Genomic DNA, 16,783 nt, shown 5'->3' with positions numbered 1-16,783 from the left:
CTATGATGAATAATGACAAATTACCGCTTATTTTTAGCTTGAATTTGGTCAAACATAGCTCCATCAGCAAAGAATTTCTGCTGCACTACATCCCATCCACCTAAATCTTGAATTTTCCCCAAAGTCTTAACTGGAGGATATTTTTCAGCAAATTCTTTAGTTTGAGATACCGTCTCATTCACAGGTCTAAATCCCACTTTGGCAAATTCTGTTTGTGCATCAGGAGTAAATAAGTATTGAATGAAAGCTTCCACTACTTCCCTATTTCCATGTTTATCAACATTGTTATCAACTATGGCAATGGGATTATCAATAGAAATATTTACATCAGGAATGGTATAACTAACCTTCAAACCCTTTTGTTGTGCCAAAACCATTTCATTTTCATAGTTAATTAAAGCATCTCCTTGACCTTGTTTGAAAAAGGCATCTGTGGCTTCACGAGCATCTTTAGTTAATACAGGCACGTTTTGATAAACTTTACTCACAAACTCAGTCGCCTTTGCTTCATCGTGACCAGTTATAATTGCTGAATTCCATAGTGCGACAAAATTCCAACGAGCAACCCCTGATGTTTTTGGGTCAGCAGTCACCATTTTGACACCATCTTTTTCTAAATCTGCCCATGTATTAATACTTTTGGGGTTGCCTTCACGAGTAACTAATGCTGCTACTGATTTAGAAACAATACCATTATTAGGAACTTCTTTTTCCCATCCTGGTTGAATTAGTCCGGCTTTGGCAATTCTTTCTGTATCTAATGCTAATGCTAAATGAACAATATCTGCGGGTAAACCATCAATAACTGCACGAGTTTGAGAACCAGAAGCACCGTAACTTTGGCTAACAGTAACATTTTGCTTATGCTCTTGTTGCCATTTTTCTGCAAATTTAGGAATGATGGCTTTATACGCATCTCTGGTGACAGCAAAAGATACAAGAGTAAATTCTACATTTTGTGGTTTTCCGGTAGCGGAAGTTTGATTTGTGCCAGAGCAAGCGGCAACTGCTACACTTAAGAACATCCCCACTACAAATAGGGATAAAAAACCTTTAAGTGAATTTACGCTTAATCTACGTTGTAATTGTTTCAGTGAGCGTTGCCACAAACTCATTCTTTTACCTCTAAAACTACGGTTACTCGATAGGAATACAGTACATACTGATCATAATAATAGATAATTGCAGATATGGGTAATAAATGCAAGAGTAAAATAGCAGTTTTTCGCTAGAGAATATGGGGGTTATTTTCTTAGTGTCCTACGTTATATATAAAAATCTTCCCCAGTTTCTATTAACCGTGAAAAAAATCCTGCCTAATATCCCCACAATTTGATACCCTAGCTTAAACAGATTTGAGAAAAGTGAAAGCGTGGAAATTCAACTTGGGCGGGGAAAAATGGCTCGCCGAGCCTATGGCATTGATGAAATTGCTTTAGTTCCCGGTAACAGAACACTCGATCCGAGTTTAGCGGATACAAAGTGGAAAATTGGTAATATTGAGCGAGAAATCCCCATTATTGCCAGTGCAATGGATGGTGTAGTCGATGTGGGAATGGCTGTGCATTTGTCCCAATTAGGAGCTTTAGGAGTTCTCAACTTAGAGGGTATCCAAACTCGCTATGCTGACCCAAACCCGATTTTAGATCGGATTGCCTCAGTGGGCAAAGATGAATTTGTATCCCTGATGCAAGAACTCTATGCCGAACCAATCAAGCCGGAATTAATTGAAAAACGTATTCAGGAAATTAAACAACAAGGTGGTATTGCGGCCGTGAGTGCTACACCAGTAGGTGCAAGCAAATATGGTCAAATAGTAGCCAAAGCTGGAGCAGATTTATTTTTTATCCAAGCCACTGTAGTCTCTACAGACCACCTCGCACCAGAGTCTATCACCCCACTGGATTTAGCCGAATTTTGCCGTTCTATGCCCATACCTGTGGCATTAGGTAATTGTGTTACTTATGAAGTCACCTTGGATTTAATGAGAGCCGGTGCAGCAGCAGTATTAGTGGGCATTGGACCTGGTGCTGCTTGTACATCCCGTGGTGTATTGGGTGTAGGTATACCTCAAGCAACAGCCGTTGCCGACTGTGCTGCCGCCAGAGATGATTATTATCGGGAAACTGGTAAATATATTCCTATCATTGCTGATGGTGGTTTAATCACTGGTGGCGACATCTGTAAATGTATTGCTTGCGGTGCAGATGGCGTAATGATTGGTTCTCCCTTTGCCAGAGCCGCAGAAGCCCCAGGACGCGGTTATCATTGGGGTATGGCAACTCCTAGCCCCGTTCTACCCCGTGGTACTCGTATTCGTGTTGGAACTACAGGCACTCTAGAACAAATACTCAGAGGTCCAGCCGGACTAGATGATGGTACTCATAATCTTCTCGGAGCTTTAAAAACCAGTATGAGTACATTAGGAGCCAAAAACCTCAAAGAAATGCAGCAAGTTGAAGTAGTCATCGCTCCCTCCCTCTTAACTGAAGGTAAAGTTTACCAAAAAGCCCAACAATTGGGTATGGGTAAATAAAGGGATTGGGGATTGGGGATTGGGGATTGGGAAGATGGGAAGATGGGGAGATGGGGAGAATAATATATTACTTCCTGTTCCCTGTTCCCTGTTTCCTGTTCCCTGTTCCCTGTTCCCTGACTCCTAAACAAAAAATTTTCCAGCGTCCTCAACAAACACTGGAAAAATCCTATATGTCGCCTACAATAGAAATAGCGGAGACGCATGTTTCCGTTCACTCCTCACACCACACTCCGCCCGGACTACTGTTCGGGCGGTTCCTTATTAGGCATAAAATCTATAACTTCTTTGCAAATGTACATCCTTAAATCTCAAGCTGATGTTTTTGCTATGGTAGAATTTTCACTAAACTCATAAATATAATAGGCAAAGGTTTTTAGGAATGTCAGCAGCCGCAAGTGTTACAGATTCTAGTTTTAAGCAGGAAGTCCTCGACAGCGATGTTCCTGTGTTGGTTGATTTTTGGGCTCCCTGGTGCGGTCCTTGCCGTATGGTAGCTCCTGTTGTCGAAGAAATTGCCGTTCAGTATGAAGGTCAACTCAAGGTTGTGAAAGTCAACACTGATGAAAATCCTCAAATTGCCAGTCAGTATGGTATCCGCAGCATTCCCACCCTCATGATTTTTAAAGATGGACAAAAAGTAGATATGGTTGTCGGCGCTGTGCCTAAAACTACTTTAGCTACCACTTTGGAAAAGTATCTTTAAATCTCAACTGGTTACAAATTTTATTGATTTGTCTAGTTTTTAAGGTGAATATTTGTTAACTAGTTTCAGAGGCGCAGAGTTTGCGTCTCTAGAAAACTTTTTACACAACAATTTAAAAGGGAGCGGGTAAATAAGCTGTTGCTCCAACAATTTACAACTTGTGATTTTTTGACAAAAAGCAATCAACTTTCTCCCCACCTTTCTACCTCCCCAGGCTTACAATTTGTCAGCCTAATAGCTTAGTCATCGAGTTTGACGGCGAAACGGAAAACATCAACAAAACCCTCATCCCCTTAGCCGCTCAACTATACAAACGCCTTTAGACCAAAAAATGTCCGCTTGCGGGAGTGTAGGTAGTTCACATAAAATATAATGCCATTGTTGTGGCAGTTCTCATGACCCCTAAAGAGTCGTTTGAAATACTAGAATCTCTCCAAGCCGATATCGCTGAATTAATAGATCGTTTACCGACATTAAAACATCGGCAATTTATCCAACAGGCACTTGCTACTATAGTTAGTTTAGCTGATAGTGAAATTGAGCGTCTTGATTGGAAGATACTATCTGCATCTTTAGCAGATATGGAACGAGGCTTCCAACTATTTTATGGCTATCGGCACGTCCGCAAAGTGACTATCTTTGGTTCTGCTCGTATAGCACCAGAAACCCCTGATTACCAAATGGCAGTTAAATTTGCTCATGCTGTTTCTCAACTGGGATTTATGGTGATGACAGGCGGTGGCGGTGGGATTATGCAAGCTGGTCAAGAAGGCGCAGGACGAGAAAATTCTTTTGGGTTAAATATTCAGTTGCCTTTTGAGCAACAAGCTAACCCTTTTATTGATGGTGATCCTAAGCTGATTCACTTTAAATATTTCTTTACCCGCAAGCTGTTTCTGCTCAAGGAAAGTGATGCTGTAGCTTTGTTTCCAGGTGGCTTTGGCACTCAAGATGAAGCTTTTGAATGTATGACATTAAGCCAAACAGGTAAATTTGGACCTGTTCCTGTCGTTTTAATCGATCCTCCTGGTGGTGATTATTGGCGCTCTTGGAGTCAATATATCAATCAGCAATTAGTGAATAAAGGTCTTATTAATCCAGAAGATCCTAGTCTTTACACGGTAACGGATAATCTGGAAGTGGCTTGCAATGCCATTACCCGCTTTTACCAAGTTTATCACTCTAGCCGCTATGTAGGTGATCAATTCGTGATTCGTCTCAGACACGAATTATCTGATGATCTGGTGGCACAATTGAATGCTAACTTTAGCGATATTCTTGTCCAAGGCCAAATTGAAAAAAGTCAGGTATTATCTCAAGAAGGTCAAGATGAAACATCTGATTTACCTCGTCTTGTTTTATACTTCAATCAACGAGATTTGGGACGTTTGTATCAGATGATTGCAGTGATTAACGAGTTGGGTATGCCTTCCCCAGAGGAAAAAGCCCATCCAGAAAGGAAGTAGATTGGGGACTGGGGATTGGGGACTGGGGATTGGTAATTATTAATTTTCTCCCTGTTCCCTCTCCATGACTTACGTCTGGCTGCGTTATCACAGATAACTTTTATGGCTGACGCTTGGCGTTAGCTATCAGCAAACCCTAATTATTGAGTTTTCCTGGTGGCAAACTTTTTAGATAGTAAGAAGTGGAATTAAAAGGCATAATATGCCAGCACGACACAAAATTATTAGATATTTGAACAAAGATAGAGGAATTAAAGATGCTGGAATTATTAGGTTCAGGTTTGGTTTCACTTTGGCTCGATATGGCTGGGGTTAAAATCAAGCCTTTAAATGCTTTAGATGCATTGGCTTGGCAAAGTAGTCCTGGTTTTGTCATTGCCCCTGATCCAAACCCAGCAGGAGCTATGACAGTGCAGGAATATCTCAAGGAGTTGATGACTTCTAAGTTGGTAACGCAAAATCTGATTAAGCATCAAGGAATTTGGTTGCAGTCAGGTCCAATGTTAATGGCTAATCACCAAGGTACAATACCTTTACCGGCAGCATCTTTAACTAAGGTGGCTACTTCTCTAGCCGCTTTTAAAATTTTGGGTCCTGACCATCAATTTGAAACTTTGGTTAGTGCTACAGGTCCAATAGTTAATGGGGTAGTGCAGGGTGATTTGGTGATTAGTGGTGGTGGTGATCCGATGTTTGTAGGAGAGGAAGCGATCGCTCTCGGTAATGCTCTCAATAAAATCGGCATCAAGCAGGTAAAGGGAAATTTAGTGATTACTGGCAATTTCGCTATGAATTTCTATACTAACCCTACAGTAGCCGGTCAATTACTTAAACAAGCATTAGATCACAAAACCTGGAATCGTTCTGTGATTTACCAATACTCTATCATGCCCAAGGGAACACCCAAGCCTCAAGTTGTTATTGCTGGTACGGTGAAAGTTGCAGCACAGCCTAACCCTAAACAAACTTTACTTGTACGTCATCTTTCCTTACCATTACAACAATTGATTAAGGAGATGAATGTTTACAGTAATAATGACATAGCTGAAATGTTAGCTCAGTCGGTAGGAGGCGCAAATGTAGTTAAATCTACTGCTGCTAAAATGGCTAATGTACCACAGTCGGAAATTCAGTTAATTAATGGTTCTGGACTGGGACGAGAAAATCAGATTTCCCCTAGAGCCGTCTGTGCTATGTTTATGGCACTACAACGGGAAGCATCATCCCATAATTTGACTTTAGCTGACTTGTTCCCTACCTCTGGCTTCGATAATCGCGGGACAATGCGATATAGGGATATGCCATCTGCAACTGTGATGAAAACGGGAACTCTCAGTGATGTCAGTGCTTTAGCCGGAGTTGTACCTACACGCGATCGCGGTTTAGTCTGGTTTGCTATTATCAATCGTGGTTACAATGTATCGAGTTTCCGTGCTGAACAAGATAAACTTTTACAAGATTTGGTCAAACAATTACAAGTATCCGCTGGTGTTCCTACAGCCCTGACTCCCCACTCACCCAAAAATTCTTTACCAAAATTAGGCTCACCTAGCCGTAATGAAATTTTGTATAAAGGTTGAAGAGGGAACAGGGAACAGGGAACAGGGAACAGGGAACAGAATTTTTGACTTTTGACTTTTGACTTTTGACTTTTGACTTTTGACTTTTGACTTGATTCTCCCCAATCCCCATCTCCCTACGGAGCAATATCTTGGGGAATAATTTCCGTCACGACTCTATTACCTGAAGCACCACCTTTAACAACAATATTTTCTGTTTGTAGATTACCGACTGCGGTTGCACCCTGAAAATTTAATGGTGGTTCAACTTGACGATAAACTATATTCCCTTGGGCTTCTAGTAATTTTTGGTCTAGATTCCAAGTGAGTTGATCAGATTTTAAAGATTGCTTTCTTTGTCCTACTGCATTCACATTTCCTGTTAAATAAACTGTTTTTTGTGATATTTTCATTTCTGCCTGATTGCCAGTTACAGTTACATTTTCAGCTTGATGAAAAACACGCACAGGTGAATTTGTTTTGACAATTTCTTGATTAATATTCCAGGTCATAGAGTTACTAGTTATTTGCATGGGTGGGTCTAGTAACTGTAGCTGGGCTTTGGGTTGAAGAGTAGCAATTTTGGTTTTTAAGTTAACTTCTGCGGCATTTCCTTGACCACGGTCAGTGATTTTATTATCTTGATAACGGTCAATTTCAATGGGGCGATCGCTAATTAATTTTTCTGCTTTAATTTGCCAAATTAAATGTTCGGTTCGCATTTGCAATTGAGGATCAGCAGAAGTAGCAACTACTTTTCCAGAAAATTCTAGCCGTTGTTCACGGGTTTTTACTCTTGCTTCCTGAGCGGTAGCTTTTAATTGTTTATGAGTTCCATTTAACTGATTGCGAACAATCAATAAATCTTCTTGAGGTCGCCACTCTAACTCATTACCTTGTAAAATAGTACCATTGCGAGGATCGGTAGCAATAATCTTACCCTTCAGAAATAGTTGTTTACCATCTTGCTTAATGTCGGCTGTTTCAGCTTTAATGGTGTAAACTACTTTGCCATCTTGGTAAAGTTCACCTTCAGGACTTTGTGCTTCACCAATTTCTTTTTCTTTGGTATACTTAGCTTGTTTAGCTTTGACTTTCCAAATTGGTTTGCCTTGTTCATCAAATTGTTCTAAAGCTACACCAAAAAAAGTTAACTTACTAGTATTATCTTGCTTAGATGAATCCCCTGTATTTGCTTTGTTGGTAGCAGATGGATTACCGCAGGAAAATAATCCAATTACCAACAATAAAGACAAAGGCAGATAATGCAAATTTAGTGGCATTTGTAAAATATCATAAACATAGAAGCGGGGGGAGTTGGATTTAATTCCCCTCTGAAATTTTGAATGTTCTCTCCCATTCTTCCCGCCTTGTTGATTTTGCATTATTCTGGAATTTCTAAATGTCCTTCACTATCTCGATGATCGTCCAGGAAACCCATGGTAGACAATGGTCGATAGGGATAGCTTTGACGGGGTGTTTTTTGAATATCTTCTTTAATGGCTTCTAAATCAATATAGCGATCGCTCACATTAATTAAGCTATCACTAGTCATCGACCTTAAACTCACCACCTCAACCCTAACACCACGATAGCTGACTGAATTTACAGCATAAGCCAAATCGCCATCACCACTAACTAAAACTGCGGTATCATAGGAATCAACTAGCGCCATCATATCGACAGCTATTTCCACATCTAGGTTAGCTTTTTTTGATCCATCTGGCAGCTGTACCAAATCCTTAGCAATGACTCGATAACCATTACGACGCATCCACAGCAAAAACCCCTGCTGCTTCTCATTTGTCCGGTCTACACCAGTGTAGAAAAAAGACCGCAACAACCGGGAACCACCAGTTAATCGGCATAAGAGCTTAGTGTAATCAATTTCGATTCCTAATTGTAAAGCCGCATAAAATAAATTTGAGCCATCAATAAATATAGCCACACGACCCCGATTTTCCAAAACCTGTTCCGGCGTAAAGATAGAGTCGTTTTCCAAATTATTCAACATCATTGTCATACCTCGGTTGTTATCCATGTTATTTCTGATAGAAATAATTAACTTTTATTGTTCTTGTTAGATTGGCTTATGATAATTTTCCGGGGCTTAAATTTTTTTAGCCCCGATTCAGTCTTTAAACTCAATCAAAAATGAAAAGTGCTAATCGTTTTTTGGTAGTTCTATCCGTTTAAAAATTGGTTGAGGTGTACCCAACTGTTGTTGATCTGATAGTAAGCCCCAAGTTGCATGGGTACTAAAAGGTGCAACAATTGAACTTTCTATTTGATCGTTAAAATTGATTCCCCAACCCAGTTGTTGATAAATATCACTGCTGATATTAGGAATTATCGGGGATAAGAGATAAGCTGCTAGTCTCACAGATTCCAAAACTGTGTACAATACCGCTTCCACTTCTTCCTGCTTTCCCTGTTTATATAATGACCAAGGGGCTTGTTCATCAATAAACTTATTGCTGGCTTGTACCAACGATAAGGCTGCTAGACAGGCTTCATTGAAAGCTAAAGCTGTGTATGCTTGTTTCACCTTCTCTCCCAGACCTAAGCCAATCGCTTTTAAAGTATTCTCAGATGGAATAACCTCTGGTGCGATTGACGGCACTTTACCAGCGCAGTATTTTTTCACCATGTTCAAAGTGCGATTTAACAAATTACCTAAATCATTAGCCAAATCTGCATTAAGAACATTAATGAACCTAATTTCATTAAAATCTCCATCCTTACCAAATTCGATTTCCTTAAGGAAGTAATAACGAACGGCATCACTACCATAACTTTCAACTAATGAAATAGGATCAAGGGTATTACCTAGAGTTTTTCCCATTTTTTGACCATCTTTAGTCAGAAATCCATGCCCGAATACTCGTTCTGGCAAGGGTAAACCAGCTGACATCAGCATTGCTGGCCAATAAACTGCGTGAAACCGCAATATATCTTTACCTATGAGGTGCAGATTGATTGGCCACCATTTTTCTAAAGCATTGGCTAAAGTCGGTTCTGCATCGGGTTCTAACAATGCTGTTACATAACCCAACAAAGCATCAAACCAGACATAAAGGGTATGTTTGGGATCTACAGGTACAGGAAAACCCCAATCCAGATTTACCCGCGAAATCGAAAAGTCTTGTAAACCTTGACTAACGAAGTTGAGGACTTCATTCCGGCGGCTGGTAGGCTGGATAAAATCTGGTCTAGACTGGTAAAATTCCTCTAGCTGGGTTTGATACTTGGATAAGCGGAAAAAGTAATTCTGCTCGTCTCGCCACTCTACTTGTTTGGTAGTATGTATAGGGCAGCGTTTTCCGTCTAGCAGTTCCCGTTCTTCTTTAAATTCTTCGCAGGATACGCAATACCAGCCTTTTTGCTGTCCTTGGTAAATGTCGCCATTTTCCCAAACTCGCTGGAAGAATTCTTTAACAATGGCATGATGGTTGAAAGCGGTAGTACGACTAAAGCGATCATATTGAATGTTCAGAACCTGCCACAAGTTAATGAAACTGGGTACAATTTGATCACAAAACTCTTGTGGTGGTTTTCCTAAATTTTCTGCTGACCGTTGAATTTTTTGCCCATGTTCATCTGTACCCGTAATTAGCAATACTTGATGTCCTAACAAGCGTTGAAATCTGGCTATTACATCTGCGGCCATTGTGGTGTAAGCACTGCCAATATGGGGAACATCGTTTACATAGTATAAAGGTGTGGTCAGTACAAAGGTTTTTGAAGTTTTATTCACTAGATTCATACAAAATAAAAAAACAAATTCAAATTATTAAACAGTTTTCTCGCTTAGATAATTCTGTAAAACTACGCAATTATATAACATTGCAACTGATTTTTCCAACAACAATTTAATATTAGCAAATTTCTCACCTCCAGAATTGTTTTGTGATATCTAGGATTGGGGACTGGGGACTGGGGATTAGGGATTAGGGACTAGGGATTAGGGATTAGGGATTAGGGATTAGGGATTAGGGATTAGGGAGATTAATTACCAATTATTAATAAGCGAATTATTAATTAACAATTATTAATTACCAATTATTAATTACCTACCTTGGGGGAGTATGTGAAGGATGGGTTAAGCGATTTCACTTACTTTATATATAATTCATTCAAACTTCACTAAAATCTGTAATCATAGTTTCAGACTTGACTGATTTTTATCTCGAAAAGCTGATTTTAGTCATTAGTTATTAGTCAAATTCTTACCCAATCCCCAATCCCCAATCCCCAACCCCCAATCCCCAATCCCAATTCCCATGATTGCCAATGAAACGGTACAGTAAAACAAGGTCAAATAGATAAAGACTCAGGGGTAAAATGGCCAACGTTGAACTTAAACCTTGTTTTCTGACTCCCAAGCGCATACAACCAGAATATCCACTGTTTGTTTATTTACCAGGAATGGATGGAAGTGGTCAACTGCTGCGATCGCAAACTGCTGGTTTAGAAATGGGTTTTGATGTCCGTTGTTTAGCGATCCCCAGACAAGACCTCACCACCTGGGAAGTGCTGACTAGCAATGTTTTAGACTTAATTCACGCAGAATTAGAAAGAAGTTGTCACCGTCCAGTTTATCTGTGTGGGGAGTCTTTTGGGGGTTGTTTGGCGATGAATGTCGCTACCCAATCACCACATTTATTTAAACGCATTATTTTAATTAATCCCGCTTCAGCTTTTAAGCTACGTCCTTGGTTGACCTCATTATCGCAACTAACTGATTTAGTGCCATCATGGTTTTATGATGTCGGTGCATTGGGATTATTACCGTTTTTGGCATCGTTAGCACGGATATCTAGCAGCGATCGCCATGAACTGTTAAAAAGTATGCGTTCTCTACCCGCAGAAACGGTAAATTGGCGGTTGTCGTTGTTGCGGGAGTTTGAAGTTGAAGAGGAAAGATTGCAAAAATTGAAGCAACAGGTATTATTAATTGCTGGAGGTAGCGATCGGTTGTTACCTTCTGTGAGTGAAGTGGAACGGTTAGATAATATTTTACCTAATCCTAAGACCTTAATTTTACCTGATAGTGGTCATGCTTGTTTGTTAGAAGAAAATGTAAATTTGTATCAGATTTTGGAAGATCATGAATTTATAGAAACTGTAAAAAACAGTTATGCGAGTAGAATTTAAGATAGAAGTCGGCTCAATACTTCTAGGTTAAAGGAGAAAGGGAAAAATATAACTTTTAACCTTTCCCCAAACCAACCAAAAACTTTCATTCTAAATTATTCTAATTCTCCTGAATTAGAGTTAAATAGCTGTGAAAAATCTTCCAAAGAATTAACACTAATTGCTGATACAAAGATTTGTTCTAACAAAGATGTATCATCAATTTGATTAATGCTATACTCCAGATTTTCTGGAATATTACCAAACCGTACTTGTACAAGTTTAATAATATCTTGTTTCCGAGTTTGTTTCTGAGTTCTTTCTACTGCCCGTCTTTCAATATTACTCAACAACGGCATTTTTCGTCCCTCCTGATAATTCGGTCATTGTGATTAAAAAAACTGTAAAGGAATTTATAGAAATTAATTTAGTAAAATTCAAAACTTTAGATGTAAAATTTATACATGGTAAGCTGTGATAACTGTTTTCTTGTCAGGACTATAAATAGATTCTACCCTTGGGTATTGATCATGAATCCACCACACCTTAATCCTATTACCTTGGGCTGGCGCAGTTCCTGATATTGAGTAACCAGCATCAATCATTAATTGCTCAAATTGAGTTGCGCTTAAAGTTTGACATTTAAACTCTGGTAGTCCCTGTACTTTATGCTTGTTGAGAGTCATAGGTAGCCTGATAAAATATGAATATCTTTTACCTTACTAACCTATCCTTTTTTTAACTCCTCTCCAAATGAGTCATAAGTTCCCTGGTATGATGTAAAAATCTTGTACCCTGGCAATACTAAAGCAATGCCTATTCTGCTGTGAATCTTACCTGGATATTTATAAGGTTGATCATCAGGAACAGCACCACCAAGGCGCATAAGTATTCCTGGTAGCCATAAGTATAATCCAGGAATCAATAAATCCATGCTGTAAGCAATTTCTCTCATCGCTTCATTTTCACCAAGAGAATTATTGCTGGAAAAGCTCAACTTGGTGTTTGTGATGTTCAACATTATGTTTTCGATCTCCAATAGAGATTTTGCCAATAGTGAGGATCGGTTAGTTTCAATCCCTAATAGGGATTATTTTAACAGGAGAAGTTAGTTTTCATCCCCAGTCCCCAATCAACAATCCCCACACCCTGGAAATTTTAAGCAATACTGGTACAAGTAAGGAAGGTTTACAGAACATTACAAAAATGACGATTCAAACTACAAATACAGCTTTATTAGATTGGAGTGGTGATACTTTAGCCGTTGGCTTATTTGAAGACGCAGTAGAGTTAACAGGCGATTTAGCCACTTTAAACGAGAAATGCGGCGGAATTTTCTCAGAAATCATTGCTGAAGAAGAATTTACAGGTAAACTAAATAGCACCGTCGTGATTCGGGTAGGTGCTAGTCATCCAGTGAAAAAGGTAATTTTAGTGGGTTTAGGAAAACCAGACACGCTGAAATTAGAAACTTTACGCCGTGTAGCCGCTACAGTAGCGCGAACTGCTAAAAAGCAAAAAACCAAAACCCTGGCAATTAGTTTACCAGTTTGCAACAATGACCCAGCCGCTACAGCCCAAGCCATTGCTGAAGGTACACAGCTGGCACTTTACCAAGATATTCGCTTCAAATCAGAACCAGAAGATAAAAATCCCCCTATCGAAACTATTGATTTATTGGGGTTAGCGGGACAAGAAGCCGCCATCACCCGTGCAGAACAAATTGTTTCTGGGGTAATTTTAGCAAGGCAGTTAGTAGCAGCCCCAGCTAATGCTGTGACACCGATAACTATGGCAGAAACAGCCCAAGCTATAGCTAAGGAACATGGTTTACATCTGGAAATTCTGGAACAAGCAGAATGTGAAAAATTAGGTATGGGTGCTTTTTTAGGAGTCGCCCAAGCTTCTGACTTACCACCTAAATTTATTCACCTCATCTACAAACCAGAAACCGCACCTAGACGCAAACTGGCAATTATCGGTAAAGGTTTAACTTTCGATTCCGGCGGTTTGAATATTAAAGGCGTTGGTAGCGGGATTGAAACCATGAAAATTGACATGGGTGGTGCTGCGGCCACTCTTGGCGCTGCTAAAGCTATTGGGCAGTTAAAGCCAGATGTAGAGGTTCACTTTATCTCAGCCGTCACCGAAAACATGATTAGCGGTAAGGCTATGCACCCTGGAGATGTGCTGACAGCTTCTAATGGCAAAACAATCGAAGTTAATAACACCGATGCTGAAGGGCGTTTAACTTTGGCTGATGCTTTGGTGTATGCTGATAAATTGGGTGTAGATGCGATCGTTGATTTAGCTACTCTTACAGGTGCTTGTGTAGTGGCTTTGGGTGATGATATTGCAGGTTTGTTTACACCTGATGATAATGTTGCTTCCCAACTGCAAACAGCGTCAGAAACAGCAGGTGAGAAAATTTGGCGGATGCCGATGGAAGAGAAATATTTTGACGGGTTAAAATCTGGTATTGCGGATATGAAAAATACCGGACCTCGTTATGGCGGTTCTATTACTGCGGCTTTGTTCCTGAAGCAGTTTGTTAAGGATACCCCTTGGGCGCACCTAGATATTGCCGGTCCCGTTTGGGCTGATAAGGAAAATGGCTACAACGGTGCTGGTGCTACCGGTTTTGGTGTGAGAACTTTGGTTAGTTGGGTTTTGAGTTAGTTTTTTCGCTACTGCATTTCCTCTAGGAAATAAAAAAATTCGTAATTGATAATTCTTAAATTACGAATTATTAATTACGAATTACGTCTCCCGTAAGGGAGACGGAGGCACTATGACAAATTATGCTGTGACTTTAGCTAATGCTTTTTCCACAGTTTCTAATGCCTGATTGATTTCTGTCTCAGTGACAATTAAAGGAGGTACAAACCGGACGACTTTTGGACCAGCAGGTACTAATAATAAACCTTCATCCATAGCAGCTTTGACGATATCAGCAGCAGTTAAAGGAATATCAGCTTTTATTTCCATGCCGTTGATTAAACCCCAACCGCGCACTTCTGAGATATGCTGAGGATATTTGCGAGCGATCGCTCTTAATCCCTCTCGTAAATGAGCGCCTTGTTCTTCTACATTCTGTAAAATATGCTCTTTTTCTAAAGTTTGGCAAACACTTAAAGCCACGCCACAAACAAAAGGATTGCCGCCAAATGTACTAGCGTGTTCTCCAGGTTCAAAAATATCACAGAATTTTTTACTCATCATTGCACCGATGGGGATACCACCACCCAGTCCTTTTGCACTGGTGAAAATATCCGGTTCTACACCCAGATGTTCATAGCCCCATAATTTACCACTGCGTCCCATCCCAACTTGCACTTCATCAAAAATCAATAAAATGCCAGTTTCGTTACAAATCTCTCGTAGTCTTTGGAAATACTTCACATCCCCCGGACGTACACCACCTTCCCCTTGCAGTGGTTCAATTAAAATTGCCCCTACACGATAATTACCTTCATCTAACTCAGTTACGGCAGCTTCAACGGCTCTAATATCGTTATAGTTGACATAGTGGAAACCAGGGACTAAAGGATCAAAGTTCTTTTGATACTTTGGTTGTCCCGTAGCGGTGACAGTTGCTAAAGTCCGTCCGTGAAAACTGGCATGAGCAGTTAAAATGATGGGATGGGCGATTTCTAGGACAGTGTGGGAATATTTTCGCGCTAATTTGATTGCTGCTTCATTGGCTTCAGCGCCAGAATTGCAGAAAAACACCCTATCGGCACAAGAATGATCAACAATCCATTTGGCTAACTCACCTTGTTCGGGAATATAGTACAAATTAGAGACATGATGCAGTTTTTGGATTTGGCGTGTTACGGCTTCTACCATGACTGGGTGGGCGTGTCCTAAAGTACAAGTGGCTATTCCGGCCACAAAATCCAAGTATTCCTTACCTTGGGTATCCCAAACGCGACAACCTGCACCTCGTTCTAAAGCAATGGGAAAGCGTCCGTAGGTGGACATCACAGCTTGATTAAAACTATCTGCATTAAAGGAATTGATGTCTGAGGGGATTATCGGCTGTTCAGCTAGACTTTGGATACTCACTACCGCACCTCCTGAAATTTTTAATCCTATACTCTATTTAGCAGGTTTTCATGAATATTTCAAAAATTCTTATACTATGAAGTAGCAGGTTTTTTTACGTTTAATTTTTAACTTTGAATTTTTAATTTACCTTTGGGGGTTAAAGTCCCGTTGCAAAACGTAATTCTAAATTCTAGATTCTGCATTCTTTTAATTTTTAATTGCCTGTGTATTCTACCCTGGAACAGAAATATAAGCAGATTCAACAAGAGTTAATGGCTGGGGCTTTGGCTTTAGTCTGTGTTTTCCTAATTGGCACTTTTTGGTATTGCTTGATAGAGGGCTGGTCATGGGAAGATGCTGCTTATATGACAGTCATCACTTTAGCTACTGTCGGATATGGAGAAACTAACCCGCTAGGTAGTCGGGGAAGGTTGTTTACTATTGCCTTAATTTTGATGGGTGTGATCAATATTGGTTACATTGTTAATAGATTTACAGCAGCTGTGATTGAAGGCTATTTTCAAGAAGGGATTCGACTTAGACAACAAAGGCGTTTAATGGAATCATTATCAGGACATTATATCATCTGTGGTTTTAGTCGGACTGGGCGACAAATTGCTAAGGAGTTTCGGGCTGAGGATGTATCTTTTGTAGTGATTGATGCTGAATTTGAATCTGTGCAGAAAGCCGAATCACAAGGTTATATTGCTTATCAGGGTGATGCAACTTTGGATGAAACTTTGTTGAAAGTTGGTGTAGAAAAGGCGACTTGTATTGTAGCAGCTTTGCCTTCTGATGCGGAAAATTTATATACTGTATTATCAGCAAAAACCCTGAATCCAAATATTCGGGCGATCGCCAGAGCAAGTACAGAAGAAGCTTTACAAAAGTTACAACGAGGCGGGGCAGATGCGGTAATTTCTCCCTATATTACTGGGGGTAAACGTATGGCTGCGGCTGCACTCAGACCGCAGGTTTTAGACTTTGTGGATGGGATGCTTTCTGGTACAGATCGTCAGTTATATATGGAAGAATTTTTACTAGAACCGGCTTTGTGTCCTTTTGTCGGTCAAAGTTTACAAAAAGCGAAATTGCGATCGCAAACTGGCGCATTAGTTTTAGCTATTCGTCGCGGTGACGGTAATCTCATTGGTGGACCAACTGGAGATACTATTTTAATGTCAGGAGATACGCTAATTTGTATGGGTACAGCTGAACAACTGCGGAGTTTAAATCAAGTTCTGGGTCCAATTAATTCTCAGCAACTGCGACAACCGAAAAATAATTAGGGAGTCAGAAGTCAGGATAGTCTCGAATTTGAAAAGGTATC

At 40.0% G+C, this 16,783-nt stretch carries 14 protein-coding genes and 1 pseudogene; 7 read left to right on the top strand and 8 right to left on the bottom strand.

Annotated elements, in window-relative coordinates; all coding sequences use genetic code 11:
- Positions 1 to 20: 20 nt before the first annotated feature.
- A complete protein-coding gene (locus VB694_RS04705) occupies positions 21 to 1,115 on the bottom strand; it encodes a sulfate ABC transporter substrate-binding protein (RefSeq protein WP_323359153.1) in 1,095 nt (364 codons plus the stop codon).
- Between the two features lie 257 nt (positions 1,116 to 1,372).
- Here VB694_RS04705 and VB694_RS04700 point away from each other — a divergent pair, with 257 nt between their 5' ends.
- From VB694_RS04700 to VB694_RS04685, 4 genes and pseudogenes are all read left to right on the top strand, one after another.
- A complete protein-coding gene (locus VB694_RS04700; protein WP_323359152.1) occupies positions 1,373 to 2,536 on the top strand; it encodes a GuaB3 family IMP dehydrogenase-related protein in 1,164 nt (387 codons plus the stop codon).
- Positions 2,537 to 2,906: 370 nt separating this feature from the next.
- Positions 2,907 to 3,242, top strand: a pseudogene (trxA, locus tag VB694_RS04695) (thioredoxin); the annotation flags it as partial.
- 395 nt (positions 3,243 to 3,637) lie between these two features.
- Positions 3,638 to 4,708 carry an LOG family protein gene (locus VB694_RS04690; protein WP_323359151.1) on the top strand — a complete coding sequence of 357 codons (1,071 nt, stop codon included), beginning with the start codon at positions 3,638 to 3,640 and terminating at the stop codon, positions 4,706 to 4,708.
- A gap of 257 nt (positions 4,709 to 4,965) precedes the next feature.
- A complete protein-coding gene (locus tag VB694_RS04685; RefSeq protein WP_323359150.1) occupies positions 4,966 to 6,288 on the top strand; it encodes a D-alanyl-D-alanine carboxypeptidase in 1,323 nt (440 codons plus the stop codon).
- Between the two features lie 116 nt (positions 6,289 to 6,404).
- Here the strand turns inward: VB694_RS04685 and lptC are convergent, their stop codons facing one another.
- From lptC to metG, 3 genes are all read right to left on the bottom strand, one after another.
- On the bottom strand, positions 6,405 to 7,652 hold the full coding sequence (lptC, locus tag VB694_RS04680) for an LPS export ABC transporter periplasmic protein LptC (protein ID WP_323359149.1): 1,248 nt from the start codon (positions 7,650 to 7,652) through the stop codon (positions 6,405 to 6,407).
- Entirely contained in the window at positions 7,652 to 8,281 is a 630-nt protein-coding gene (locus VB694_RS04675) for an NYN domain-containing protein (protein ID WP_323359200.1), read from the bottom strand. The genes lptC and VB694_RS04675 overlap by 1 nt, the downstream gene beginning before the upstream one ends.
- A gap of 150 nt (positions 8,282 to 8,431) precedes the next feature.
- The gene (gene metG / locus VB694_RS04670) at positions 8,432 to 10,033 is read right to left on the bottom strand and encodes a methionine--tRNA ligase (protein ID WP_323359148.1); all 1,602 of its coding nucleotides are present in this window, start codon (positions 10,031 to 10,033) and stop codon (positions 8,432 to 8,434) included.
- A gap of 578 nt (positions 10,034 to 10,611) precedes the next feature.
- On the opposite strand from metG, the gene VB694_RS04665 reads away from it, so the two are divergent.
- On the top strand, positions 10,612 to 11,424 hold the full coding sequence (locus tag VB694_RS04665) for an alpha/beta hydrolase (RefSeq protein WP_323359147.1): 813 nt from the start codon (positions 10,612 to 10,614) through the stop codon (positions 11,422 to 11,424).
- 95 nt (positions 11,425 to 11,519) lie between these two features.
- On the opposite strand, the gene VB694_RS04660 is transcribed toward VB694_RS04665, so the two are convergent.
- From VB694_RS04660 to VB694_RS04650, 3 genes are all read right to left on the bottom strand, one after another.
- Positions 11,520 to 11,762: a hypothetical protein gene (locus VB694_RS04660; RefSeq protein ID WP_323359146.1), complete on the bottom strand. Its 243-nt coding sequence runs from the start codon at positions 11,760 to 11,762 to the stop codon at positions 11,520 to 11,522.
- Positions 11,763 to 11,861: 99 nt separating this feature from the next.
- Positions 11,862 to 12,089: a hypothetical protein gene (locus VB694_RS04655; protein ID WP_323359145.1), complete on the bottom strand. Its 228-nt coding sequence runs from the start codon at positions 12,087 to 12,089 to the stop codon at positions 11,862 to 11,864.
- Positions 12,090 to 12,130: 41 nt separating this feature from the next.
- The gene (locus VB694_RS04650) at positions 12,131 to 12,424 is read right to left on the bottom strand and encodes a hypothetical protein (protein WP_323359144.1); all 294 of its coding nucleotides are present in this window, start codon (positions 12,422 to 12,424) and stop codon (positions 12,131 to 12,133) included.
- Positions 12,425 to 12,609: 185 nt separating this feature from the next.
- Between VB694_RS04650 and VB694_RS04645 the strand changes: the two genes are divergently transcribed.
- Positions 12,610 to 14,082, top strand: a complete 1,473-nt coding sequence (locus tag VB694_RS04645) for a leucyl aminopeptidase (protein ID WP_323359143.1) — start codon at positions 12,610 to 12,612, stop codon at positions 14,080 to 14,082.
- A gap of 120 nt (positions 14,083 to 14,202) precedes the next feature.
- On the opposite strand, the gene VB694_RS04640 is transcribed toward VB694_RS04645, so the two are convergent.
- A complete protein-coding gene (locus tag VB694_RS04640) occupies positions 14,203 to 15,471 on the bottom strand; it encodes an aspartate aminotransferase family protein (RefSeq protein WP_323359142.1) in 1,269 nt (422 codons plus the stop codon).
- A 206-nt stretch (positions 15,472 to 15,677) separates the two neighbouring features.
- On the opposite strand from VB694_RS04640, the gene VB694_RS04635 reads away from it, so the two are divergent.
- Positions 15,678 to 16,742 carry a potassium channel protein gene (locus VB694_RS04635; RefSeq protein WP_323359141.1) on the top strand — a complete coding sequence of 355 codons (1,065 nt, stop codon included), beginning with the start codon at positions 15,678 to 15,680 and terminating at the stop codon, positions 16,740 to 16,742.
- The last annotated feature ends 41 nt before the right edge of the window (positions 16,743 to 16,783 follow it).

This window comes from Anabaena sp. UHCC 0451, assembly GCF_034931405.1.
Taxonomy (GTDB): Bacteria; Cyanobacteriota; Cyanobacteriia; order Cyanobacteriales; family Nostocaceae; genus RDYJ01.
This window is presented reverse-complemented; position numbering and strand designations above follow the sequence as displayed.

Bases quoted from the DNA above. Each gene is read 5' to 3' on its own strand.
- VB694_RS04705 (WP_323359153.1), bottom strand. From the start codon at position 1,115: ATGAGTTTGTGGCAACGCTCACTGAAACAATTACAACGTAGATTAAGC.
- VB694_RS04690 (WP_323359151.1), top strand. From the start codon at position 3,638: ATGACCCCTAAAGAGTCGTTTGAAATACTAGAATCTCTCCAAGCCGAT.
- VB694_RS04685 (WP_323359150.1), top strand. From the start codon at position 4,966: ATGCTGGAATTATTAGGTTCAGGTTTGGTTTCACTTTGGCTCGATATG.
- lptC (WP_323359149.1), bottom strand. From the start codon at position 7,652: ATGCAAAATCAACAAGGCGGGAAGAATGGGAGAGAACATTCAAAATTT.
- VB694_RS04675 (WP_323359200.1), bottom strand. From the start codon at position 8,281: ATGTTGAATAATTTGGAAAACGACTCTATCTTTACGCCGGAACAGGTT.
- metG (WP_323359148.1), bottom strand. From the start codon at position 10,033: ATGAATCTAGTGAATAAAACTTCAAAAACCTTTGTACTGACCACACCT.
- VB694_RS04665 (WP_323359147.1), top strand. From the start codon at position 10,612: ATGGCCAACGTTGAACTTAAACCTTGTTTTCTGACTCCCAAGCGCATA.
- VB694_RS04660 (WP_323359146.1), bottom strand. From the start codon at position 11,762: ATGCCGTTGTTGAGTAATATTGAAAGACGGGCAGTAGAAAGAACTCAG.
- VB694_RS04655 (WP_323359145.1), bottom strand. From the start codon at position 12,089: ATGACTCTCAACAAGCATAAAGTACAGGGACTACCAGAGTTTAAATGT.
- VB694_RS04650 (WP_323359144.1), bottom strand. From the start codon at position 12,424: ATGTTGAACATCACAAACACCAAGTTGAGCTTTTCCAGCAATAATTCT.
- VB694_RS04645 (WP_323359143.1), top strand. From the start codon at position 12,610: ATGACGATTCAAACTACAAATACAGCTTTATTAGATTGGAGTGGTGAT.